The sequence below is a fragment of the Paenibacillus sp. HWE-109 genome (genome assembly GCF_022163125.1).
Lineage (GTDB): Bacteria > Bacillota > Bacilli > Paenibacillales > NBRC-103111 > Paenibacillus_E.
Window position 1 is genome coordinate 1919646 of sequence record NZ_CP091881.1, and the last position, 20376, is coordinate 1940021.

The following is a 20376-nucleotide window of genomic DNA, read 5'->3' on the forward strand; positions in this document are numbered from 1 at the left end:
ATATTGTTAAAATGGAGATGTATCAACCAGATTCAATGGGGAGGGTCAATATGAAAGCGCGGAGAATGTCGTCGTTGTTAGTAAGTTTGGTGTTGTCACTTGGGCTCGTTGCCTGCAGTACATCGGCTCCGGCGCCCGAAAAGCCTGCTGAGAAGAGCGGCAAGCAGGAGGAGGCTGCAAAAACGGAACCGATCAAATTGATGTTTTGGGGAGGGGTTCCCGAAGATGCCGGTCCGAAGGAAGTGGTCGAGACCTGGAACAAGGCGAATCCCGATATTCAGGTGGAATATGTTCGCTATGTCAATGACGATGCGGGGAATTTAAAGCTGGATACGGCGCTCTTGACCGGGCAGCAGATCGACTTGTTCGCTACGTATTTGCTGCCGCGGCTGGAGCAAAGAACGAAAGCGGGGTACACGCTTAACCTGAGTGAATTCAAGGATTACGACATCGACAAAATGATGGGTCCGGCAGCGGCTGATTGGAAAATCAACGACAAATACTATGCGCTGCCCACGAAATTTATCAAAGAATTGTTTTTCCTGAACAAAGACGCGCTTGACAAAGCAGGGTTGCCGGTGCCTTACGAATGGACCTGGGAGGACGTGCGGGAATACTCGACGAAATTAAAAGCGCAGAACAAATGGGGTCTGGTTCAGGATACGGGCACGGGCTACCATGTCGCTTCCCTTGACGGTTCCCTGGTCGCGCAAGGATATACGAAGGCGGACGGTACATCGAACTTCGACAATCCATATATCAAAACGTATTTACAAATGCTCCACGACATGATGCATACCGATAAAACGACTCCTACGCTGGCCGAACAAATTTCGACCAAAATGCCGGTTGAGGCTACGTTTCTCAAAGGAGAGGCATTCATGTTCAACGGCGGCAATTATGCATTCCGTTTTACCAACAATTTGAAAGATTATCCACGGAATTTCAAAATCGCTCTGGCGCCGCCGCCAAAAGGGGTCAACAAGGATCAAAAAGACTTCAAAGTATTCAGCGGATTAGGCGATGCGATTTCAATCAACGCCAAGACGGCTCATAAAGAAGCGGCATGGAAGTTTCTGAAATGGTACGCCGATGGTGGAATGCTGCCTATGGCCAAAGGAGGACGTCTGCCGTCTTCGAAAGCGGTGAATCGGGAACAGGTGCTGAAGCTGCTGTTGGGAGATGCGAAGGACACGTATGATGTGCCGTCGCTGGAAAAAACATTGTACCACGAGATGCCCTCTTATGTGCCGAAACTGAATCAGCAGATCGTCGATATGCGGAGAGAAGAATACGAAAAATATTTGATCAACAAGCAGCCGCTCAACCAGACGATCGACAATATGGTAAAGCGTCATAACGAATATTTGAAAAATGCCAAATGATCTTGGAGAACCGGTATGAAAACAAATTGGATGAAAAGACAGCAGCTTGCCGGATATTTGTTCGTGGCGCCGAGTGTATTAGGCATTCTCATTTTCTTCGCGCTGCCTGCCCTGTATTCGTTGTGGCTCTCCTTCTTTGATTGGCAGTTTACAAGTAAAACAAGAGATTTTATCGGCTTCGGAAACTATACCCATTTGTTACAAGATGAGAAATTTTACTCGGCTATGCTCCAGACGCTGAAATTTTTGCTAGCGGTTCCCATATCCATCGGACTGGCATTTGCCGTGGCTGCCGTGTTGAATGACAGTGTCTATTTCAAAAAACTGCTGCGGGCGATGTTTTTCCTGCCTTATATTACGAGCGGCGTAGCGATTGCTTTCGTCTGGATGCTGTTGTTCCATCCGCAGAAGGGACCCATCAACCAGTTTTTGCATTCTTTGGGGGTGACCAACCCTCCGGAATGGCTCGCTTCCACAGATATGGCCATGGCGGCCATCGACGTGATCTGGATCTGGTTTTTACTGGGTTACAACATGATCATCTATTTGGCTGCGCTGCAGGACATCCCCTCCGAATTGTTGGAAGCGTCCTCTATCGAAGGAGCTACAGTCTGGCAACGGATTTGGCATATTGTCGTTCCCTTGGTTAGCCCGACAACGTTGTTTTTGCTCGTTACTGGATTTATCGTGACGATTAAACAGTTTGGCATTATCGAGGCTATCACGCAAGGCGGTCCGGGAAATAGCACAATGGTCTTATCCTTATTTATCTATAAGACGGCGTTTCGCTATTACGAAATGGGATACGCTTCGGCTGCATCGTGGATTCTTTTTTCCTTCATATTTGTACTGACTTTGCTCCAATGGGTATTACAAAAGAGGTGGGTTCATGATTAATCGCGAGTGGGGGGACCCTTCGATGACAGACACCAAGCCACCGATAGCAGCCATACGCCCGCGGCCTCGGTTCATGTCCCGTTACAGAAGGAAGGCCATGCAAAAATGGGGCGTGACTTTGGTCATGATCGTGCTAGGGTGCTATATGATATATCCATTTATATGGATGATCAGCACATCGTTCAAGACCCCGTTGGAAGTGTTCGCCTATCCGGTCGAGTGGTTGCCGCAGAAGCCCATCCTGGAACACCATCTGAAAGTGTGGACAGGTTCCAACAGCTTCTGGAGGTACTATTTCAATTCAATTAAAATTTCGCTAATCGATGCGATCGGAGCTACCTTCCTGGCGGCGATGGCGGCCTACGGATTTTCCAAAATTGAGTTTAAAGGTCGGAATGTACTGTTTTTCCTGTATCTTTCTATGATGATGGTTCCGCCGCAAGTCTTGTTTGTGCCGAGATTTCTGATGTTCGACAGGCTGGGAATTTATAATACTCACTGGGCACTCATTTTGCCGGGCTTGTTCACAATATTCGGGGTTTTTATGTTACGCCAATTTTTCGCGTCGATTCCCAAAGATATTATCGAATCGGGAATGATAGACGGCGCGGGTCATGCGAGCATTTTCCTGCGGCTTGTTTTGCCGGTGTCGAAACCGGCTTTGGCAACCTTGGCCGTTCTAGATTTTTCCTGGCACTGGAACGATTACGAGAACGCACTCGTCTTCTTGATCGACAAAAGCAAATATACAGTCCCGTTAGCGATGCAAAACTTTATTCTGGAAAACACGATCGACTACAACGGCATGATGGCAGCGGCCACCGCCGGCGTATTGCCGATGCTGATCGTTTTCTTGATCGGGCAAAAATTTATTATCCGCGGAATGATGAGTTCGGCTGTGAAAGGATAACTCCGGATTAAACAAATACGCTTACCACCTGTTTAACGTGTGGTAAGCGTATTCAAAATAACGTAAATAGGAGAATAGTCGTGAAAATTCGTAAAGTAGAAGCGTTGCCTCTGATTGCGCGGTTTGAAGATATGTTTGGCGGGTTGGATAAAGTCCCTGAGTCGCTGTTGTATCCCTCCTCTAATTTCGCCACTTATCCCAGATACGGTCAATATTCGACGGTTGTGGTCATCACAGCCGAAGACGGCACGACTGGAGTAGGGGAAGCGTTCGGACTGCCCACCCCGAAAATGAGCGCGGTGTTTATCAACGAAGTCATCGGCCCCATGCTCATCGGCAAAGATCCGTTGCACACCTCATGCATTTTCGAGGCGCTCGTCGCCTTCCCGGAAAAAATCGGCCATACCCGGGGGGTAATTTGGGAGGCGATCAGCGGTATTGATATTGCCCTGTGGGATTTGAAAGGAAAATTGCTCGGGGTGCCGGTTCATACGTTAATCGGGGGAAAACAGCATGAACGCATCGAATGTTATGCGAGTCCCGTTCAGTTTTTTCAAACCGTCGAGGAGACGAAAACCAAAGCCCGAGAGTTTGTGAATCGAGGATTTCGCACCATCAAGCTGAAGGTCGGCAGAGGCATCGAGACGGACATCGCCCATGTGGCCGCCGTCCGGGAAGAAGTCGGACCCAACATACGGCTGCTGCTGGACATGAATTGCGGTTATGATGTTCGTTCGGCCATCATGTTCGCCAAAGAGTTGGAGCCGTACCGGATCGGATGGTTCGAAGAACCGATTTCTCCGGAAGACGTTGACGGTCTGTACGCGATTCACCGGGCGATCAACGTTCCGCTCGCCACAGGTGAAAACGAGTTTTCGGTACACGGGTTTCGGGAAATATTGAAGCGTGGCGCCGTCGATGTTATTATGCCCAATATTTCCAGGTGCGGCGGCATTACCGGAATGACACGAATCAATGCTTTGGCCATGGCGTTCGGGGTTAAACTTTCTCCTCACGGCGTAGGAGGGGGTATTGTCATTGCTTCGTCTAGTCAAGTCATGGCAGCGTTCAAAAATTCGTATTTGTTCGAATACAATCAACTGCTGAATCCGCTCAGACACGAACTCATCGACGGACTGCCCGCTTACGGCGACGGTTGGTTGACGATAAAGGACGAACCGGGACTAGGTTTCTCGCTGAATGAGGAGACGGTCCGCAAATTTGCCGCGAACAATTAGGACGGCATACTTCGGCTGATAGGATACGGAATTAGCATCTGTCTAGTCCATGGGATTAGCAGATGCTTTTTTCCATATTATATGTTTTTGGGTATGGGAGAGCGAAGCTTAACCCTTATTTATTGGCGTCCACCGCAGACTTCTTTGCTATCTTCTTTGCTTGTGGTCTTCGGTCTCAGAGGGAATCTAATGAACTGTATGATGCTTATAGACGAGAAAATGACTACTTTGGAGATGTAATGAACTGGATTGCCGTTATCGAGTAGATTTTAGGTGGAAAGGTGACCGTTTTCTTGAAATAGAGCATCTGGCATTCATTAGATTTCCAGAATGAGCGAGGCAATCATGGCAAAAAGATACGTCCCGTAGTGCTGAAAGAAATCCAAAAATTTCGAGATTGTAGTGACCCGAAAAAGAGTTTAAGCTGCTCGCATGTGAAGGGGGCCACGATCTTAAAGTGGTGCCCTATCGGTGCAGGGGACGTTTCTCCGCGATGTGTTCATACGGAGAAGGGAACGTCAAGCCGCGATACTAGCAAAATGTGTCCTGATAGCGAGTTTGAGGGAACTACAGTTCGCTATCATTCTGAAAACCGCCATATTCTACGCCAGAGCATTCCTGTAGATGCTAATATTTTGGTTTTGCAAAAAACAAGCACCCTCTGTACATTAAGATCATGTCACCGGCCAGTGACTAACATGATCTAATAACAGGAGAGTGCTCACTATGAAGTTTAAACAAAGACATTCGGAAAATCAACGGATCGAACGAATTACCACGAATCATCTTATCGTTGGTGTAGATATTGCCAAAGAAAAACACGTTGCTCGGGCTGTCAACTTCCGTGGGATCGAAATCGGACGACCTATTTCGTTTGAAAACGGAAGAGAGGGTTTCGAAAAATTATTTCGCTGGATTCAAAATTTACTAGCCCAAAAAAATCTCACTTCGTTCCTCATTGGACTCGAACCAACGGGGCACTACTGGTTTAATCTTACTGACTGGCTAACGCAAAACAACCATGAAGTCGTTCTGGTCAATCCCTTAACCACGTATAGAAACAAAGAGAATCGAGACAACAGTCAGTCCAAAAACGACTTCAAAGATGCTTTGGTTATCGCAGATGCGGTCTGTCGGGGATTTTACTTTCCTTATTATCAGCATGGGGACGTTTACCAGCGCATACGTATGGTCATGAATGACCGGGAATACTGGGTGAACCAGCAAACAAGCCTAAAAAACCGCATCTTCCGCTTACTTGACATCCACTTTCCCGAGTACTGCCGTGTTTTTGAGGACTGGACAACCGTCCGTTCCCTGGCCTCACTCAAGATCTTTCCGTTGCCGGCAGACGTAAGACTATTAACGCCGCTGGAGATGGTATCTTTATGGAGAGAAAAAGGCGGAATGAAGCGAGCTGGGGGTAGAACCGGCATGGAGATTGCTACCAGACTCATCGCAGCAGCCCGCAATTCCGTCGGCAGTAAAGTAGGGTACGTGGAAGCGCGAAATGATCTGAAAAGGCTTCTTGAGGACTATGAGCGCTTGGCTGAACGACTGCGAGAGTTCGAACAAGAGCTGGAAGGGCTGCTTGAACCACTACCGGAGGTCCCCTTACTACGGAGTCTGAAGGGTTTGAGCACGTTGATGATCTCGGCATTGTTGGCAGGGTGCGGGGACCTAAGCAAGTATGCGCACGGTCAACAAATCCTCTCGCAAGCCGGGATGAACCTCGTGAATCAGAGTTCAGGCAAGCATCAAGGTAAAGTGACCCTTTCAAAACGTGGAAGGCCCCAATTGCGAAAATATTTGTATTTAGCGGTACTCACACTTGTCAACAATCATCCGAGTTTTCAGCAGTGGCATATCCACAATGTACAGGTCATGAAGATGAAAAAGCACCGCTCTATTTTTAAATTAATCGGTAAATTAGCACGTATAATCATCGGTATGGTAAAACGGCAAGAAGAATTCAAATCGGACATGGAGCAGCAGCAAGCTGCTTAGTTTATCCTGGTCATTGTTTATTGTGCTCCGCTGGAGTGTCAGAAAGTTGAAGGAAGCAACGCTTTTTAACTAGGGGCGTATGTTGGCCCATTCGTAGGATCACGCATGACGAAAAGCACGGAAGTACCGAGTAGTAGTTCCCAAAGGGCACAGACCCGTTACTAGAGCATCTCGGCCTCCACCTCTTGGACAGGTATAACGAAGGAATGTAAGGGCTGCGACCCGTTGAGTCATGGGAGGGTAAACCACCAAGAGACCGTGGAATCAAACGTGCATATATGGGAAAATGAGGAATTAATAGCACATCCTCTATTCCCGTATGCCCTCTTGATGATTTTAGAGAAACAGCTCCCTTATCTTCTAGAGAACCCTGCTTCAAGAATGTTGTATTCCTACGAATGGGCGAGTATATGTAAGAAAAACGCTAAGAACAGAGGGAGGGAACTACGGTCCGCTATTCCACCATTTCCCGGGTGAAATCTGCAGTTTCCGCTTGAATAGCGGATCTCAGTTCCCTTTCATGCTACGTTTACCCCATTTCCTGCCATATAGAGGATCATAGTTCCTTTTCACACGATGCTCTTTGTCATTGCACAGCCCAAAGGGAACTACGATCCGCTAGAGTGTTGAAAACTGTTATGAGGACGCTCATCAATCAGGGCGGCGAAGCCGTTTTTCTTATTATTGTATCTACTCTGCTGCTGTTTTCACCTTCAATGACTTCAAAACTCTCGCATCCCTGATGCCTCCCGTGCCTCCCATCCAAAAACCCCTCAAAGTACCTCAAAACAAAGAAATAAGAGCCTTTAGGAGCTCCTATACGCACCAAATTCTGCTCATTCTGTAGAATAGAAGTCTTTGGAGGCTCTTATCGTCGCCAAATCCCTTACAAAGTACCTCAAAACAAAGAAATAAGAGTCTCTATGCATTTAGACTTAACAGTGGACACAACGAATTGGGAAATTAGATAATAGACATATCTAAATGACGAGGTGTCCGAGATGAATGAATTCCGCCAACGGTACAATCAAAAGTTCAAAGAAGAAACGGTTAAGTACATTCAACAACATAGTAAATCGATTCCGGATATTGCAAACGAACTGAACATTCCAGCGAAAACATTGAGCAGTTGGGTCAGTAAATATCGCCAATTTCCAGATGAGCCCTTCGTAGGAAGTGGCAATCTACGTAGCCATGACCGGATCATGAAAGACTTGGAACAACGCAACAAAGACCTAGAGGAAGAACTAGCTATCTTAAAAAAGGCGCTGCACATCTTCAGCAAAGACCCGAAGTGAGATTCAAGTTCATTGATGACCACCGTTCAACATTTCGAGTTGAGAAGATGTGCAGCGTACTAGGTGTATCCAAGAGCGGCTATTATAAATGGCGAACCACACCCCCAAGTGAGCGGAAAAAGCACCGCGAAGCGTTGGCTAAAGAGGTGGAAAAGGAGTACTTGGAATCGGATCGGAATTACGGGAGTCCGAAAATCACAAAGGAACTGAGAAAAAAAGGTTTCAAAGTCGCTGTCAAAACGGTTGGACGCATCATGAAAAAGAAGGGCTTACGCTCACAAGCTATAGGGAAATTCAAGGTACAAACAACGGATTCCAATCACAGCCACCCGATTGCGCCAAATTGGTTAAATCAGCATTTTGATGTGTGTACAAGACCGAATCAAGTATGGGTTACCGACATCACGTACATCCATACACGTCAAGGAAACCTTTATTTAGCAAGCGTTCTTGACTTGTTTACCCGCAAAATCGTTGGCTGGCAGCTGGGCAATCGCATGACCGTGGAACTGACGCTAGACGCCTTAAATCAAGCATACGAAGCCAAAAGGCCGCCTAAAGGCCTTATCCATCATTCAGACCGGGGATCGCAGTATGCATCTAATGAGTACCGTAAACAACTGAAAGAATACCATATGATTCGTAGTATGAGCCGTAAAGGCAATTGCTACGATAACGCTTGTATAGAGGCTTTTCACAGCATTCTCAAGCGGGAATTGGTGTACAGATATAAATTTCAAAGCCGCCAAGAAGCACACCAACGAATCTACTGGTACATTGAGTTTTTCTACAACAGGAAACGTACGCACAGCAAGCTTGGCTATTTGTCTCCAGACAAGTTTGAATCCCAATACTACAAGCAAATAAAACTAACTTCTTAGCTCTTTTTTTGTGTCCACTCTATTGACTTAGATACACTAGGAGCTCCTATATGCCCCAAAGTCGGATCATTCTGTAGAATAGGAGTCTTTGAAGGCTCTTATCTTAGCTATACCTGCCCCCATACTCACCTAATTTTAAGCAAACATTTATCGGGACTTCAGGTTCGCTTCAAATTTTGTTCATAAATGGAAAGTAAGATAGGGTTGTACATATCGACATAGGAGTGATGATAATATGAAAATACAAAAGATGGCGGGACTCTGCATCCTTATTCCCGTGTTATTAGCAGGTTGCGGAAATGCTAGTCAACCAACAACCAACAATGCAGCTGCAGCGGCGACAACAAAGCCTGCACAGCAGCAAGATCAAAGTGCTAAGCCATCGCCGGCGGCGAACGGAGCGAACCGTACAGCAATGAGTACGGAACAGCGACAAATGTTCAGCACGATGCAGTCGCTGATTATGCTGGATAAAGCGGAGGGACTCGCGATCACGAAGGATCAAGCGACAATCATGCTGCCGGTTGCGGAAGATGCCGTTGCCAAAGGCGAACTAACGGACGAGAATAAAACCAAGCTGCTAGAGAAGCTTACTGAAGCTCAGAAGAAATATATGGATGATGCAGCAACCCGCATGAGCAATCGTGGCAATGGAGGTAATCCGGAGGCAAATGGCGGAACTGCGGGGAATGGCGGAACTGGCGGCGGTAAACGCAATGCCCCAACCGGTGATCAGACGAAACCAGACGCGGCTGCAAAGCCGGATGCGAGCAGCACTGGCAACGCAGCGTCAGGAACAGGAAGTGAGCAAAAGCCAGCAAGAGGTCAAGGTGACGGCAAAGGGCCTGGCGGCACTGGCAACGGTAATGGTGGAGGCAATCGCGGGTTTGGCGACCCTGGCAAACAGCTTGTCGAGCTGCTGCAGAGTAAAGTGAAATAAAATTGAGAAAGCTGGGAGCGGATGCTCCCGGCTTTTTGAGTTTACAGCTTGTGATTTGCCTGTTAACCTGAGGAGAGTAGAAGTTTGCTGTTCAATCTAGGAATAGTCAACGAGAGGGGGAAGACAAGCTGTGTATACATTACCAGTACCCAATAAGATGGAAGATCGCAATGTGATCAGTATGCTGGAAACCGTCGACTGCTTAACTGGAGAGAGAACGCTGCTCGCCACATTCGATGGCCTAATCGAAGCGCCGAATTGGACGCTCGATGGCCGAAGGTTGATCTATAACAGCCAAGGAAGCTTATTTTCCTTTGATATTGCAAGTTGTGAAAGTACGTTAATAGAAGCTGGATTTGCTGCGCATTGCAACAATGACCATGTACTGTCACCTGATAATTCATATATCGCTGTTAGTAATCATACGCAGGAAGACGGTCAATCCCGAATTTATGTGTTTCCGCTTAGCGGCGGCCATCCTGTCTTAATTACTCCGCTGGCGCCAAGCTATTTGCATGGATGGTCGCCGGACGGCAAGCAATTGGCTTATTGCGCAGAGCGAAACGGCCAATATGATATTTATACCATTCCGGCGATAGGCGGCGTAGAAACACAATTAACGAATCTGCCTGGTCTTGATGATGGGCCAGAATACTCCCCTGATGGCCGACATATTTGGTTTAATTCCGTTCGCACCGGACTTATGCAGGTATGGCGGATGGATGTGGACGGAAGCGCACAGACACAGATGACTTTCGACGAGAGCAATAATTGGTTTCCGCACATTTCACCAGACAGCCAAACCGTTGCCTACCTCTCCTATCGAAAAGGGGACGTGGCTCCCGGTGATCATCCTCCGAACAAACAGGTGGAGATTCGCTTAATGTCCAGTGAGGGCGGACCTTCCAAGCGGTTAGTTGAACTGTTTGGTGGTCAGGGTACATTGAATGTGAATTCTTGGTCGCCAGATAGCCGCCAATTAGCTTTTGTTAGTTATAGATTAAAAGAGTAAATACCATTTTAGAGTTGAGAAAGGAAGCTATCTATGGATACAAACAGTAAAGCATGTTGTTCGGCGAGCCGTCATACCGCGGGACAGGAACAGCCACCAATCCCCACGCTTGAAGTTGCTCAAACAGATGCTCCGAACGTTCCGAAACTGCATGACATGGTTCTGATACAAGGCGGAACTTTTTTAATGGGGACGGATGATCAGGAAGGCTTCCCTTCCGATGGAGAAGGTCCTGTGCGCGAAGTAACGGTTAAAGCTTTCTATATAGATCCTTGTGCGGTAACGAATGCGGAGTTCAAGCAGTTCGTTGATCAAACAGGCTACAAGACGGAAGCGGAATCGTTCGGATGGTCCTTTGTTTTCCATTTGTTCGTGTCCGAAGAAACAGCCAAGCAGGTGAAAACCACGGTCCAGCAAACACCATGGTGGTGGGTTGTAGAAGGTGCGGATTGGCAGCATCCCGAAGGCCCGGATTCGCATGTGGAGGATCGGATGGATCATCCGGTCACACAGGTATCATGGCATGACGCTATGGCCTATTGTCGCTGGTCCGGGAAGCGTTTGCCGACGGAAGCAGAATGGGAATTCGCTGCTCGGGGAGGCTTAGTGAAGAAACGCTACCCTTGGGGAGACGAGCTGAAGCCCGGCGGCAAGCACATGTGCAATATTTGGCAGGGGAAATTCCCGGATAAGAATAACAAAAGTGACGGCTATGCCGGTACTGCGCCTGTAAAGGCTTTCGAACCCAATGGCTATGGCTTATATAATGTGTCAGGCAATGTTTGGGAATGGTGCTCCGACTGGTTCAGCCCAAATTTCCATATCAAAGACAAGCGCGACAACCCAAGCGGTCCACCTAAAGGAGAAGCCCGCGCGATGCGTGGCGGCTCATATTTGTGCCATCGTTCCTATTGTAATCGCTACCGAGTAGCTGCCCGCAGTAAGAACACGCCAGACAGCTCTACGGGAAATATTGGTTTTCGCTGCGCAGCGGACGTTTCTTTTTGATAGGTTTGTGTATAATAGAGTTAATGGTCTCGTGAAATGTGAAATGTGAAATGGTGCTGGTCATCTACTGATTTTGTGGAAGGTGGTATGCGAACAGTGATTAGATGTAAAAGCTGCGCAAAATTAACGGAACTGCAAATGCATCGCTGCACGCATTGCGGTGTTGTGCTTTCCTACTCCGTGGCGGAAAAATTCGATCTATTGGCAGAATCTGTGGAGAATGCCTTGAAGAAGGAATTGGAACTAAGGAGAAAGCAGCGTCATTAAGTTGATTATTAGGATGCTCGGATTTGAAGAGGCTGTTTGTTAAGTAGGTATCGCGACTTAACCAACAGTCTCTATTAATGTTGCCAAAAAATTGAAACTTTTCTCGGGCAGGAGCAGTCTAATTTAGTAGAAAAAAAGGAGAGTGATTTGAGCGTGATCCTGTCATCCATAGCTGCGTTATTAACTTCAGGAATCGTATTGATTCTGATTATGCCGTTCATAAGACGGCTGTCCATTGCCATAGGAGCGGTAGCTGTGCCGAATCATCGCACGATGCACAGTTCGATTATGCCCCGGTTGGGGGGATTGGCTATCTTTATTTCTTTTATGTCAGCAGCAGCCTTGTTTTATGCCAAGCTAGCACCAACTCTGCCGGCATTTTGGGGACTATTCATAGCCGCATGTATCATTGAAGTTGTTGGGGTAATTGATGATGTTTATACATTGAGTGCCAAGTGGAAAATGCTCGGTCAACTGCTGGCAGCATCGACAGTAGCCTTGTCCGGGTTTACGATTGATCAGATCCATATCCCATTTGGCAGTGACATGTATTTCCCGGCATGGCTTTCTATTCTGTTAACCATAGGTTGGATTGTGGGCATGATTAATGCTCTGAACTGGATCGATGGGTTAGATGGTCTGGCGACAGGTATTGCGGGCATATCCTGTTTAGCATTATGTATCATCGCTGCGATGACAGGCAATGTGCCTGTTCTGATAATTAGCGCAACATTACTGGGGAGTTTAGCAGGGTTTTATCTATTCAACGCCGAGCCTGCTTCCATTTTTATGGGGGAATCCGGATCAGCCTTCCTTGGATTTGTATTGGCTGTCCTTGCCATCCTTGGGTTCAAACAGGCTATTTTTGTCTCGTTTATTGTCCCGTTATTAATTCTAGGTGTTCCGATATTGGACACGCTGCTTGCGATGGTGCGTCGCGCTCTGCAAGGGCGTCCTGTGTATGAAGCTGACCGGGGTCATGTGCATCATCGATTGACAGATCTAGGGGTTAGTCGTCGTAAAACGGTGTATACCTTGTACGTCATATCTGCCTTCTTGGGGATTTGTGCGATTATACTCACCAAAGCGTCTCAATCGGGGATAACCCTTGTTATGTTGTTGTTGCTGGTTGCGTTGTTGATTCTTGCGGGTGCTGAGTTGGTCGGTATTATTAAAGGAAAGCTTCCGTTGTCCGCATTCCTAAGAAGAATCAGGCGTGTGCGTGAGGAAAAATAAATGAGCAAGTACGGAATTGCCGTCTTCGTGACGATACTTCTAGGCATTGGCTCAAGACACTTTGCGAGCTTGCTGCCACCTGTCATTGCCATCCATGCCGGGGATATTCTCTGGGCCAGTATGGTGTATCTAGGATTCCGATTTGTTGGGTACAACAAAAGTCTTCTCTGGGCTGTTGGGTTGAGCGTCTTATTCAGTTTTGCCATAGAATTCAGTCAATTATATCAAGCGGATTGGATAGTTGCTCTTAGGCATACAGTTCTCGGCGGCCTCATCCTAGGGCAAGGCTTTCTAAAACTAGATTTGCTTCGCTATGTAATGGGTATCGCTCTTGCTTACTTTCTAGACAAGGTATGGCTGTTTAGAAAAGGCAAGAGCTGATTTTCAACCAGAGGCTTGCTAAAATAATAACCTTGCACGTTATCACAGTCTAACGTTTTGAGGATGTCCAGTTGATAGTTGGTTTCAACCCCTTCAGCGATCACAGATAAATTCAATTTCTTGACTAAATGAATGATGGCAGAAGTTAGATTGCGTTCATCTTCGAGGTGGGACAGATCTTGGATGAAACTTTTGTCGATTTTGATGAGATGGAAGGGCAACGTTCTTAAATAACTCAAGGAAGAGAACCCAGTGCCGAAGTCATCGAGCGCGAGTTTGAAGCCTGCTTCCATAAGCTGATTCAGGCGCTTAGCGGCGGTATCTATGGACTCGATCAGAGCGCTCTCTGTTACTTCCAGTTCGATGGAAGAGGGGGAGATACCCGCACTTTGCACCATCTGGACAACACTTTCCACGAAATCATCTTCTCTAAGCTGCGCAGGCGAGATATTGATAGCCATGATGGCATAGGGACAAGTAACCAATAGGGTTTTTAGCGTTTCACAAGCCTGTTGAATAACCCACTTGCCAATCGGAATGATCATGCCATTCTCTTCGGCAATGGGGATGAATTCATTAGGCATAATAGGGCCCAGCACGCCATGCTGCCAGCGAAGCAAAGCTTCAAAGCCACGGATGCTGCTGGTTTGCAGGTCAATTTGCGGTTGATACATCAGATGGAATTCATTTCTAGTCAAAGCGCTCCGAAGCGACTCCGATAAATTCGCATGGTGAAGCTGATCTAAAGTCAATTGTTCTTTATAGAGTACAATCCGGTTATTGCCTTGCTTCTGGGCATAGTAATTCGCAGTTCGGATTTGCTCAATAATTTGCTCAACCTCAATCGAACGGCCCTCATACATATAAACTCCTGTGCTGAGTGAAATCTCAATGGCAGGTGTTCCCCCGTTGTATCCTTTGACAAGCGAATTCAAGGCTTGACGGTTCCACTCATGGATGTACGCTTCATCTCTGGCAAGCGGCAGCAGAATCAGAAATTCATTATAAGTAATGCGCCCTACATAACTTCCGCTCGGCAAATGAGCTGAAATGCGGCTGCCAACTTCTTGCAAGAGTTGATTGGTTACCTGCAAGCCATGTAAATCATGAATGACCTTCAAATTATTGACGGTGAATAATAAAAACGTGGATTTGGCATGCGTATGGATGATTTTCTTCATCAGTTTGGACATTCGCTGAAGATTAGGGAGGCCTGTAATTGTATCGAACAACGAATTATGATTTCTCTGTACTTCTACTTGTATAAAATGTTGAATCGTAAAAATGGCAATCGGATAGAGGATCAGGATAGGTCCTGCGAATTGTTTAATCAAGAGCATGGCAATGTGCTGAGGAAGCAGGACGCTCCAGGCAATACTTTGAATAGCAATGAGCAGGCTGAAGATGCCCGTAGAAATCACACTTCTCCTACGACCAAAAGGCTTCTTGTAATGATAAAAAAAGATCCCCATCAAACCGGATGTTAGAATGGCAAACACGCCAGGAAGCATGCCGCTGCCCCCGATCGAATACCGAAAGCCGCCGATAAGCAGAATGGTTATCAGTGATGAAAGCCCGCCTCCCATACTTCCGGATACAGCAGACAACACCACATTCATATCAAGAAACACACCAGAAGTCACTTGAACAGGCATGTGCATTGAAATAATACCCGCTAGACCGAACATAACGCCATAGGCAAGCTGCTGATAATACCACCTTTGGGTGGTCAAATAAGGCGAGAGATGATTAATAATGATGATGAACAACGTAATATTAGCCAAATTCTGCAAGAGGCCTGTTAGATTATCTAAAGCTGTCAAAGACCTTCCTCCTCGAAAATAGCAAAAAGTACCGTTACATGTGCGCAAAGAATATACGCATATATTCGACATAATTTGTGAATTTCCTTTAAATTAGAACATTAGCTTCGTTTACCCCCAGATTGCACAAGGAATAACCTTCGAATAGAACATTTCTATTGAACAAATGTACGAATAGGAAAGATCGATTAGACGCAAATAGCAGGCAAATGATACAGTATGAAAATAAATCCTATATAAACGATAGGAATTGTCGTGAATATGATGCAAGGGAAGGGGCCAAGGCGAATGATATCTTTCAAAGCACCAAATCAGTACTGGAATGAGTCACACATTTTAGCAAAAGGCGGAGCACTTATCGCTCCACTCGGTCAAAAAGCACTTATTATTGCTGGGAAACAGGCCCTTGAGGCAATTAGTTCATCTTCCTTTCTTTTGGGCCTGCAAGAATCCGGGATTACATATTCCATTGCTTTGTTCAGTGGCAAAGTGACGACGACGGAGATTCAAACCTATCGAAACATTGCAGCAGACAAAGAAGTTGATGTCATTATCGGTATCGGCGGCGGCAAATCCCTGGATATCTCCAAAGCAGTCGCTGACCATTTGGGTATTCCCGTTGTTGCGGTGCCGACCATAGCTGCAACCTGCGCATCTTGGGCTGCTTTATCCGTGCTCTACGATGAGTTGGGCCGCTCATCCTCGTACAGGCTGCTGAAGCAGTCCCCTTCATTAGTGCTTGCTGATCTGCAAGTATTGGTAGCTGCTCCTAAGCGGTACTTGGCTTCTGGCATCGGCGATACGCTCGTGAAATGGTACGAAACGGTCGTCAATCACAACGAAGAGCCGGATGGATTGGATATACGAATCTCGATACAAATAGCCAAATTAGCCCTAGAACGATTGCAGATATATGCCAAGTCAGCTTATGAAGCGGCGGGGACAGGAGAAGTCACACCTGCGTTTAAAGAAGCTGTGGATGCTGTCATTGTTCTGGCGGGATTAGCAGGAAGCGCTCAAGGAAATACACCGCGTGCGGGCATTGCCCATGGCATCCATAATAGTCTGACCTTCCTTCCAGAAACGAAAGACACCTTGCACGGTGAGAAGGTTGCCTTCGGATTACTAACTCAGGTCGTGCTGGAGAAGCGAGCAGAAGATGAGATTCATCGTCTCGCTAGTCTACTCCACCAACTCCAACTCCCCATTACGCTTAAGGAGCTTGGGATTGAACAGCCGTCTGCGGAAGTGGCAGCGACGATTGCCCAAGGCGTTCAACTGCGTGAGGAAGCGATCAGTCATTTATCCTTTGCGGTGAATGAGACATTGCTCGCACAAGCCATCCAAACGGCTGATCAATGGGGACAGCGCATCGCGCAGGAAAATTACGTTCAGCAATAAACATATTTTATAAATAGAAGGGGAGTCATTTCTTATGTCAACAGCCAAAAAACGATTCAGCCAAACCATTGTTTCTTTATTCGTACTCGCATTTGCGGCGGGTTGTGCCAACCAAGCAACAACAGCGGGAGGTGCCAAGTCGTCTAGTTCTCCCGCACCATCACCTTCGGCAGCGGCGCAGACCAAAGCATCAGCACCTGCCGTAGACTTGAGCAAAGTGACACTTCGCGTCGGACAGACGGGGTGGGCCAATTTGGAAATCGGCTTCAAAGAAGCTGGTTTGACGGATACGCCTTATAAGCTGCAATTCAGCGTGTTTCAAGGTGGCAATCTCCAGTTGGAGGCAATGGCGGCGAACAATTTGGACCTAGGCTCAACGAGCGAAATTCCACCTATTTTTGCCTCGCAGGCTGCTAATGGCGGTAATTTCAAGGTCATCGCCTCCTTTGAATCTACGACATTAAACCAAGAAATTGTCGTCCCCAAAGGATCGCCGATCAAAAGTGTCGCTGAACTGAAAGGCAAGAAAGTTGCCTATGTGAACGCGACGACAGCGCATTACTTTTTGGTGAAAATCTTGCAGAATGCGGGTCTCTCTTGGACGGATGTTGAAGCGGTGCCTTTATCTACGTCGGATGGACTTAGTGCGTTAATTAGCGGCAAAGTGGATGCCTTAGCGAGTTACGGGAATGCGATTATTTCTGCCCATCAGAATGGCGCAACAGAACTGGCCAGTGCCAAAGATATTTTATCTGGAAACTTTTTATATGAAGCAACACCAGATGCGATCAGTGATCCGGCCAAGCATGCGGCAATCGTAGATTTTTTGAGCAGATTGAATAAGTTTTACGCATGGACACGCAATAATCAGCAGAAATGGGCTGAAATTACAGCAACTAATACGAAGCAACCGGTTGAACAGGCACTGGACACACTCAAAAAAGGCGAGATCCAACGTCCTTCCAAAATTTCTTCTAATTTCGATAAAGCCATTGCTTCAGAGCAGGATGTGGCCGATGCACTGACAAGTGTAGGGGTATTGAAAAATAAAATTGATGTCAGCGCTACATGGAGCCGGGCCTTCGAGGAAGAACTCAAGAAGATAACAGCAGCGCCATAAGTTGGTGATATGTGGAAAGGTGTGTGTGCAAATGAAAGAATCGAAAGGAAAACAACGCTTCTTTGTCATCGCTCCTTGGATTATTCCGATTGTTATCATCATCGCCTGGCATGTTTTGACGACAACCGGGGTTGTTGGTGCGAATGTGCTGCCACAGCCCGTCAAAGTGCTAAGCGTCTTTGTCGCTATGCTGAAATCAGGTGAGTTGTTGACTCACATTACGATAAGTGCCAGGCGAGCTTTCAGTGGACTGCTGCTTGGCGGAGGCATAGGGTTTCTGTTTGGCCTGCTGAATGGATTCTCGCGAGTAGCGGAGAAATTGGCGGACTCGTCCATCCAAATGATTCGAACGATTCCCCATCTCGCCCTGATCCCACTGGTGATCATCTGGTTTGGGATTGATGAGTCAGCGAAGCTGGTGCTTGTATCCTTGGGCGTTTTCTTCCCGGTGTATCTTAATACGTTCCATGGCATTCGCTCGATTGATCCAGGCTTGATTGAAATGGGAAAAGTATATGGTTTAAATCGCTTAGCCTTGTATTGGCATATTATTTTGCCGGGTGCTTTGCCTTCTATCCTGGTCGGTCTGCGTTACGCACTAGGCATTATGTGGCTCACGCTCATCGTGGCCGAAACGGTTGCAGCCAAATCAGGCTTGGGCTATATGGCGAATAGTGCCAGGGAATTTTTCCAAATGGACGTTATCGTTCTCAGTATTCTCATTTATGCATTGTTGGGTAAATTATCGGACAGCGCTGCGAAATGGCTGGAGAAATGGTGGCTGCAGTGGAATCCAAGCTATGTCAGACAGTAAATTGAGGGAAGTGGAGGTTACAACAATGTCCCAAACCATAACACCTTTTTCTTTTGCCAAACGGATACCAACGACACCGTCCATTGGCAGCACAACCGTGACCAAACCGGATCATGTGCACTTATCCTTTGGCTTTGCAGCACCGCATTTATTCCCGATTGAACAATTGTCGCAAGCAGCAGCAGATGCCGTCACTTTGCATGGCAGAAAAGCTTTGCAGTACTCAGGCTCCGGAGGTCCTGGCCAAATTCTATCGTGGATTCAGGCTCGCTCCAAGGTTCACGGGATTCACGCTGAGCTCGATCAAATCCTGGTGACATACGGCTCCACGCAAGGTATCGATTTGGCGACGCGTATTCTCGTTGATCCCGGCGATCACGTATGGGTAGAATCGCCTTCTTTTTTCAGTGCGCTGCAAGCTTTCCGCACGGCCGAAGCGGTCATTACCTCTTTTCCGATTGATGATGAGGGTGTACGTGTTGATTTGATCGAGAATGCACTATTGGATGCGAGGCAGAACAACAAACCGATCCCTAAATTTCTCTATACCATGCCTACCTATCATAATCCCGGTGGGGTTACGCTCTCCCTTGAACGCAGGAAACGCCTTGCGCAGCTGGCTGAGATTTACAATTTCTTTATTTTGGAAGACGACGCCTATTCCGAACTGAATTTCACAGGCAACACGTATCCACCGCTATACACGTTATATCCAGAGAGAGTGATCTATCTCAATACTTTTTCCAAAATCATTGCTCCTGGCCTTCGCTTAGGTTGGATCATCGCCGATTCAAGTGTGATTGCGAAAATAAGGCTGTTGAGCCTTGGCGGCAGCATCGGCGTATTTACACAAGAGATCGTGGCCAAGCTGCTCAGTGGTTTTGCTTTTCAAGAACATGTGGATAGCCTGATTGATCATTATCGCAATCAAAGGGACATCATGGCCAAAGCCGTACGCGAAAGTTTCGGTGAGCATGTAAGCTTTCATTTGCCGGAGGGCGGCTTCTATATTTGGCTCCGTTTCCCGGACCATGTGAATACAAGTGACTTCCTGCAGGATGCCGCAGATCGGGGCGTTAGCTTCGTGGATGGCAAAAGTTTTTATGTCAACCCCGAAGGGTTTCATTATGCGAGACTCTGTTTCAGCTATGTGAGTGAAGCTGAGATTGTTCGTGGGGTGAGAAGCTTAGCTGATGCTTATTTTGCTTATATCTATAAGAGCAACAGTAGCAATACTAGCAATACTAGCAGTAACAACACTAGCAGTAACAAAAACAATCCGAAGATTCCAACTGTCCTTGCCGCGCAAGAAGATATTAGAACATCGGATTCTGAACAATTGATCAAAGAGTTAAGTGTGGAATTGGGGCGGCTTTACGAATCGGACGGAACAGCCGGCTTTCAAGCTTCAGACGTCGAAGTTCCGCGCGCTGCTTTCATCGTTGCCAGATTGGATGGACACCCTGTCGGATGTGGCGCCTTGCGTCCTATCGATGAGACGACAGTCGAAGTGAAACGGATGTATACGAGGCCGGATTTCCGCCGGAAAGGCGTAGCGCAAGCGATTCTATCCGAAGCGGAGCGGCTCGCCACTCAGTTCGGCTATACGAGCATTAAGCTGCAAACGGGACCCAAGCAGCCGGAAGCAGCCGCCCTTTATGAGCGGGTTGGTTATTATCGTGTGCCGATTTATAGCGGGAACTGGGATTTAGTACTGGCTTATCAAAAGGATTTGAACAGCTGAAGGGAGTCGACAGA

Annotated in this window: 16 protein-coding genes and 2 pseudogenes; 17 read left to right on the forward strand and 1 reads right to left on the reverse strand. The window is 47.1% G+C overall.

Going from position 1 to position 20376, the window contains the following annotated elements; translation table 11 throughout:
* Positions 1 to 50: 50 nt before the first annotated feature.
* From LOZ80_RS07630 to LOZ80_RS07690, 13 genes and pseudogenes are all read left to right on the forward strand, one after another.
* Positions 51 to 1385, forward strand: coding sequence for an ABC transporter substrate-binding protein (locus tag LOZ80_RS07630; protein WP_238170869.1), 1335 nt, complete (start codon positions 51 to 53; stop codon positions 1383 to 1385).
* 15 nt (positions 1386 to 1400) lie between these two features.
* A complete protein-coding gene (locus tag LOZ80_RS07635) occupies positions 1401 to 2282 on the forward strand; it encodes a carbohydrate ABC transporter permease (protein ID WP_238170870.1) in 882 nt (293 codons plus the stop codon).
* Entirely contained in the window at positions 2275 to 3192 is a 918-nt protein-coding gene (locus tag LOZ80_RS07640; RefSeq protein ID WP_337951006.1) for a carbohydrate ABC transporter permease, read from the forward strand. The genes LOZ80_RS07635 and LOZ80_RS07640 overlap by 8 nt, the downstream gene beginning before the upstream one ends.
* 104 nt (positions 3193 to 3296) lie before the next feature.
* Complete coding sequence (locus tag LOZ80_RS07645; protein WP_238170871.1) at positions 3297 to 4430, forward strand: mandelate racemase/muconate lactonizing enzyme family protein; 1134 nt, start codon at positions 3297 to 3299, stop codon at positions 4428 to 4430.
* 305 nt (positions 4431 to 4735) lie between these two features.
* Positions 4736 to 4941, forward strand: a pseudogene (locus LOZ80_RS39425) (transposase zinc-binding domain-containing protein); the annotation flags it as partial.
* A gap of 215 nt (positions 4942 to 5156) precedes the next feature.
* Positions 5157 to 6437 (forward strand): IS110 family RNA-guided transposase, encoded by a 1281-nt coding sequence (locus LOZ80_RS07650; RefSeq protein ID WP_238167177.1) that lies wholly within the window; start codon positions 5157 to 5159, stop codon positions 6435 to 6437.
* A 1001-nt stretch (positions 6438 to 7438) separates the two neighbouring features.
* Positions 7439 to 8616: pseudogene (locus tag LOZ80_RS07660) on the forward strand (IS3 family transposase).
* Positions 8617 to 8851: 235 nt separating this feature from the next.
* Positions 8852 to 9556: a hypothetical protein gene (locus LOZ80_RS07665; RefSeq protein ID WP_238170872.1), complete on the forward strand. Its 705-nt coding sequence runs from the start codon at positions 8852 to 8854 to the stop codon at positions 9554 to 9556.
* A gap of 130 nt (positions 9557 to 9686) precedes the next feature.
* Positions 9687 to 10568 carry a TolB family protein gene (locus tag LOZ80_RS07670; protein ID WP_238170873.1) on the forward strand — a complete coding sequence of 294 codons (882 nt, stop codon included), beginning with the start codon at positions 9687 to 9689 and terminating at the stop codon, positions 10566 to 10568.
* Between the two features lie 33 nt (positions 10569 to 10601).
* Positions 10602 to 11576, forward strand: a complete 975-nt coding sequence (locus LOZ80_RS07675; protein ID WP_238170874.1) for a formylglycine-generating enzyme family protein — start codon at positions 10602 to 10604, stop codon at positions 11574 to 11576.
* Positions 11577 to 11672: 96 nt separating this feature from the next.
* Positions 11673 to 11843: a hypothetical protein gene (locus LOZ80_RS07680; RefSeq protein WP_238170875.1), complete on the forward strand. Its 171-nt coding sequence runs from the start codon at positions 11673 to 11675 to the stop codon at positions 11841 to 11843.
* A 153-nt stretch (positions 11844 to 11996) separates the two neighbouring features.
* Positions 11997 to 13079, forward strand: a complete 1083-nt coding sequence (locus LOZ80_RS07685) for an MraY family glycosyltransferase (protein ID WP_238172926.1) — start codon at positions 11997 to 11999, stop codon at positions 13077 to 13079.
* The gene (locus LOZ80_RS07690) at positions 13080 to 13460 is read left to right on the forward strand and encodes a ribosomal maturation YjgA family protein (protein ID WP_238170876.1); all 381 of its coding nucleotides are present in this window, start codon (positions 13080 to 13082) and stop codon (positions 13458 to 13460) included.
* Here the strand turns inward: LOZ80_RS07690 and LOZ80_RS07695 are convergent.
* On the reverse strand, positions 13415 to 15283 hold the full coding sequence (locus LOZ80_RS07695; RefSeq protein WP_238170877.1) for a putative bifunctional diguanylate cyclase/phosphodiesterase: 1869 nt from the start codon (positions 15281 to 15283) through the stop codon (positions 13415 to 13417). The two genes, LOZ80_RS07690 and LOZ80_RS07695, sit on opposite strands and share 46 nt — an antisense overlap.
* A gap of 288 nt (positions 15284 to 15571) precedes the next feature.
* Here LOZ80_RS07695 and LOZ80_RS07700 point away from each other — a divergent pair, with 288 nt between their 5' ends.
* Genes LOZ80_RS07700 through LOZ80_RS07715 form a run of 4 tightly spaced genes read left to right on the forward strand, consistent with a single transcriptional unit; the run spans position 15572 to position 20362 of the window.
* Complete coding sequence (locus LOZ80_RS07700; RefSeq protein WP_238170878.1) at positions 15572 to 16684, forward strand: iron-containing alcohol dehydrogenase family protein; 1113 nt, start codon at positions 15572 to 15574, stop codon at positions 16682 to 16684.
* A gap of 34 nt (positions 16685 to 16718) precedes the next feature.
* Positions 16719 to 17804 (forward strand): ABC transporter substrate-binding protein, encoded by a 1086-nt coding sequence (locus tag LOZ80_RS07705; protein ID WP_238170879.1) that lies wholly within the window; start codon positions 16719 to 16721, stop codon positions 17802 to 17804.
* Between the two features lie 31 nt (positions 17805 to 17835).
* Positions 17836 to 18618 carry an ABC transporter permease subunit gene (locus tag LOZ80_RS07710; RefSeq protein WP_238170880.1) on the forward strand — a complete coding sequence of 261 codons (783 nt, stop codon included), beginning with the start codon at positions 17836 to 17838 and terminating at the stop codon, positions 18616 to 18618.
* 25 nt (positions 18619 to 18643) lie between these two features.
* Complete coding sequence (locus tag LOZ80_RS07715) at positions 18644 to 20362, forward strand: aminotransferase class I/II-fold pyridoxal phosphate-dependent enzyme (protein ID WP_238170881.1); 1719 nt, start codon at positions 18644 to 18646, stop codon at positions 20360 to 20362.
* Positions 20363 to 20376: the final 14 nt, after the last annotated feature.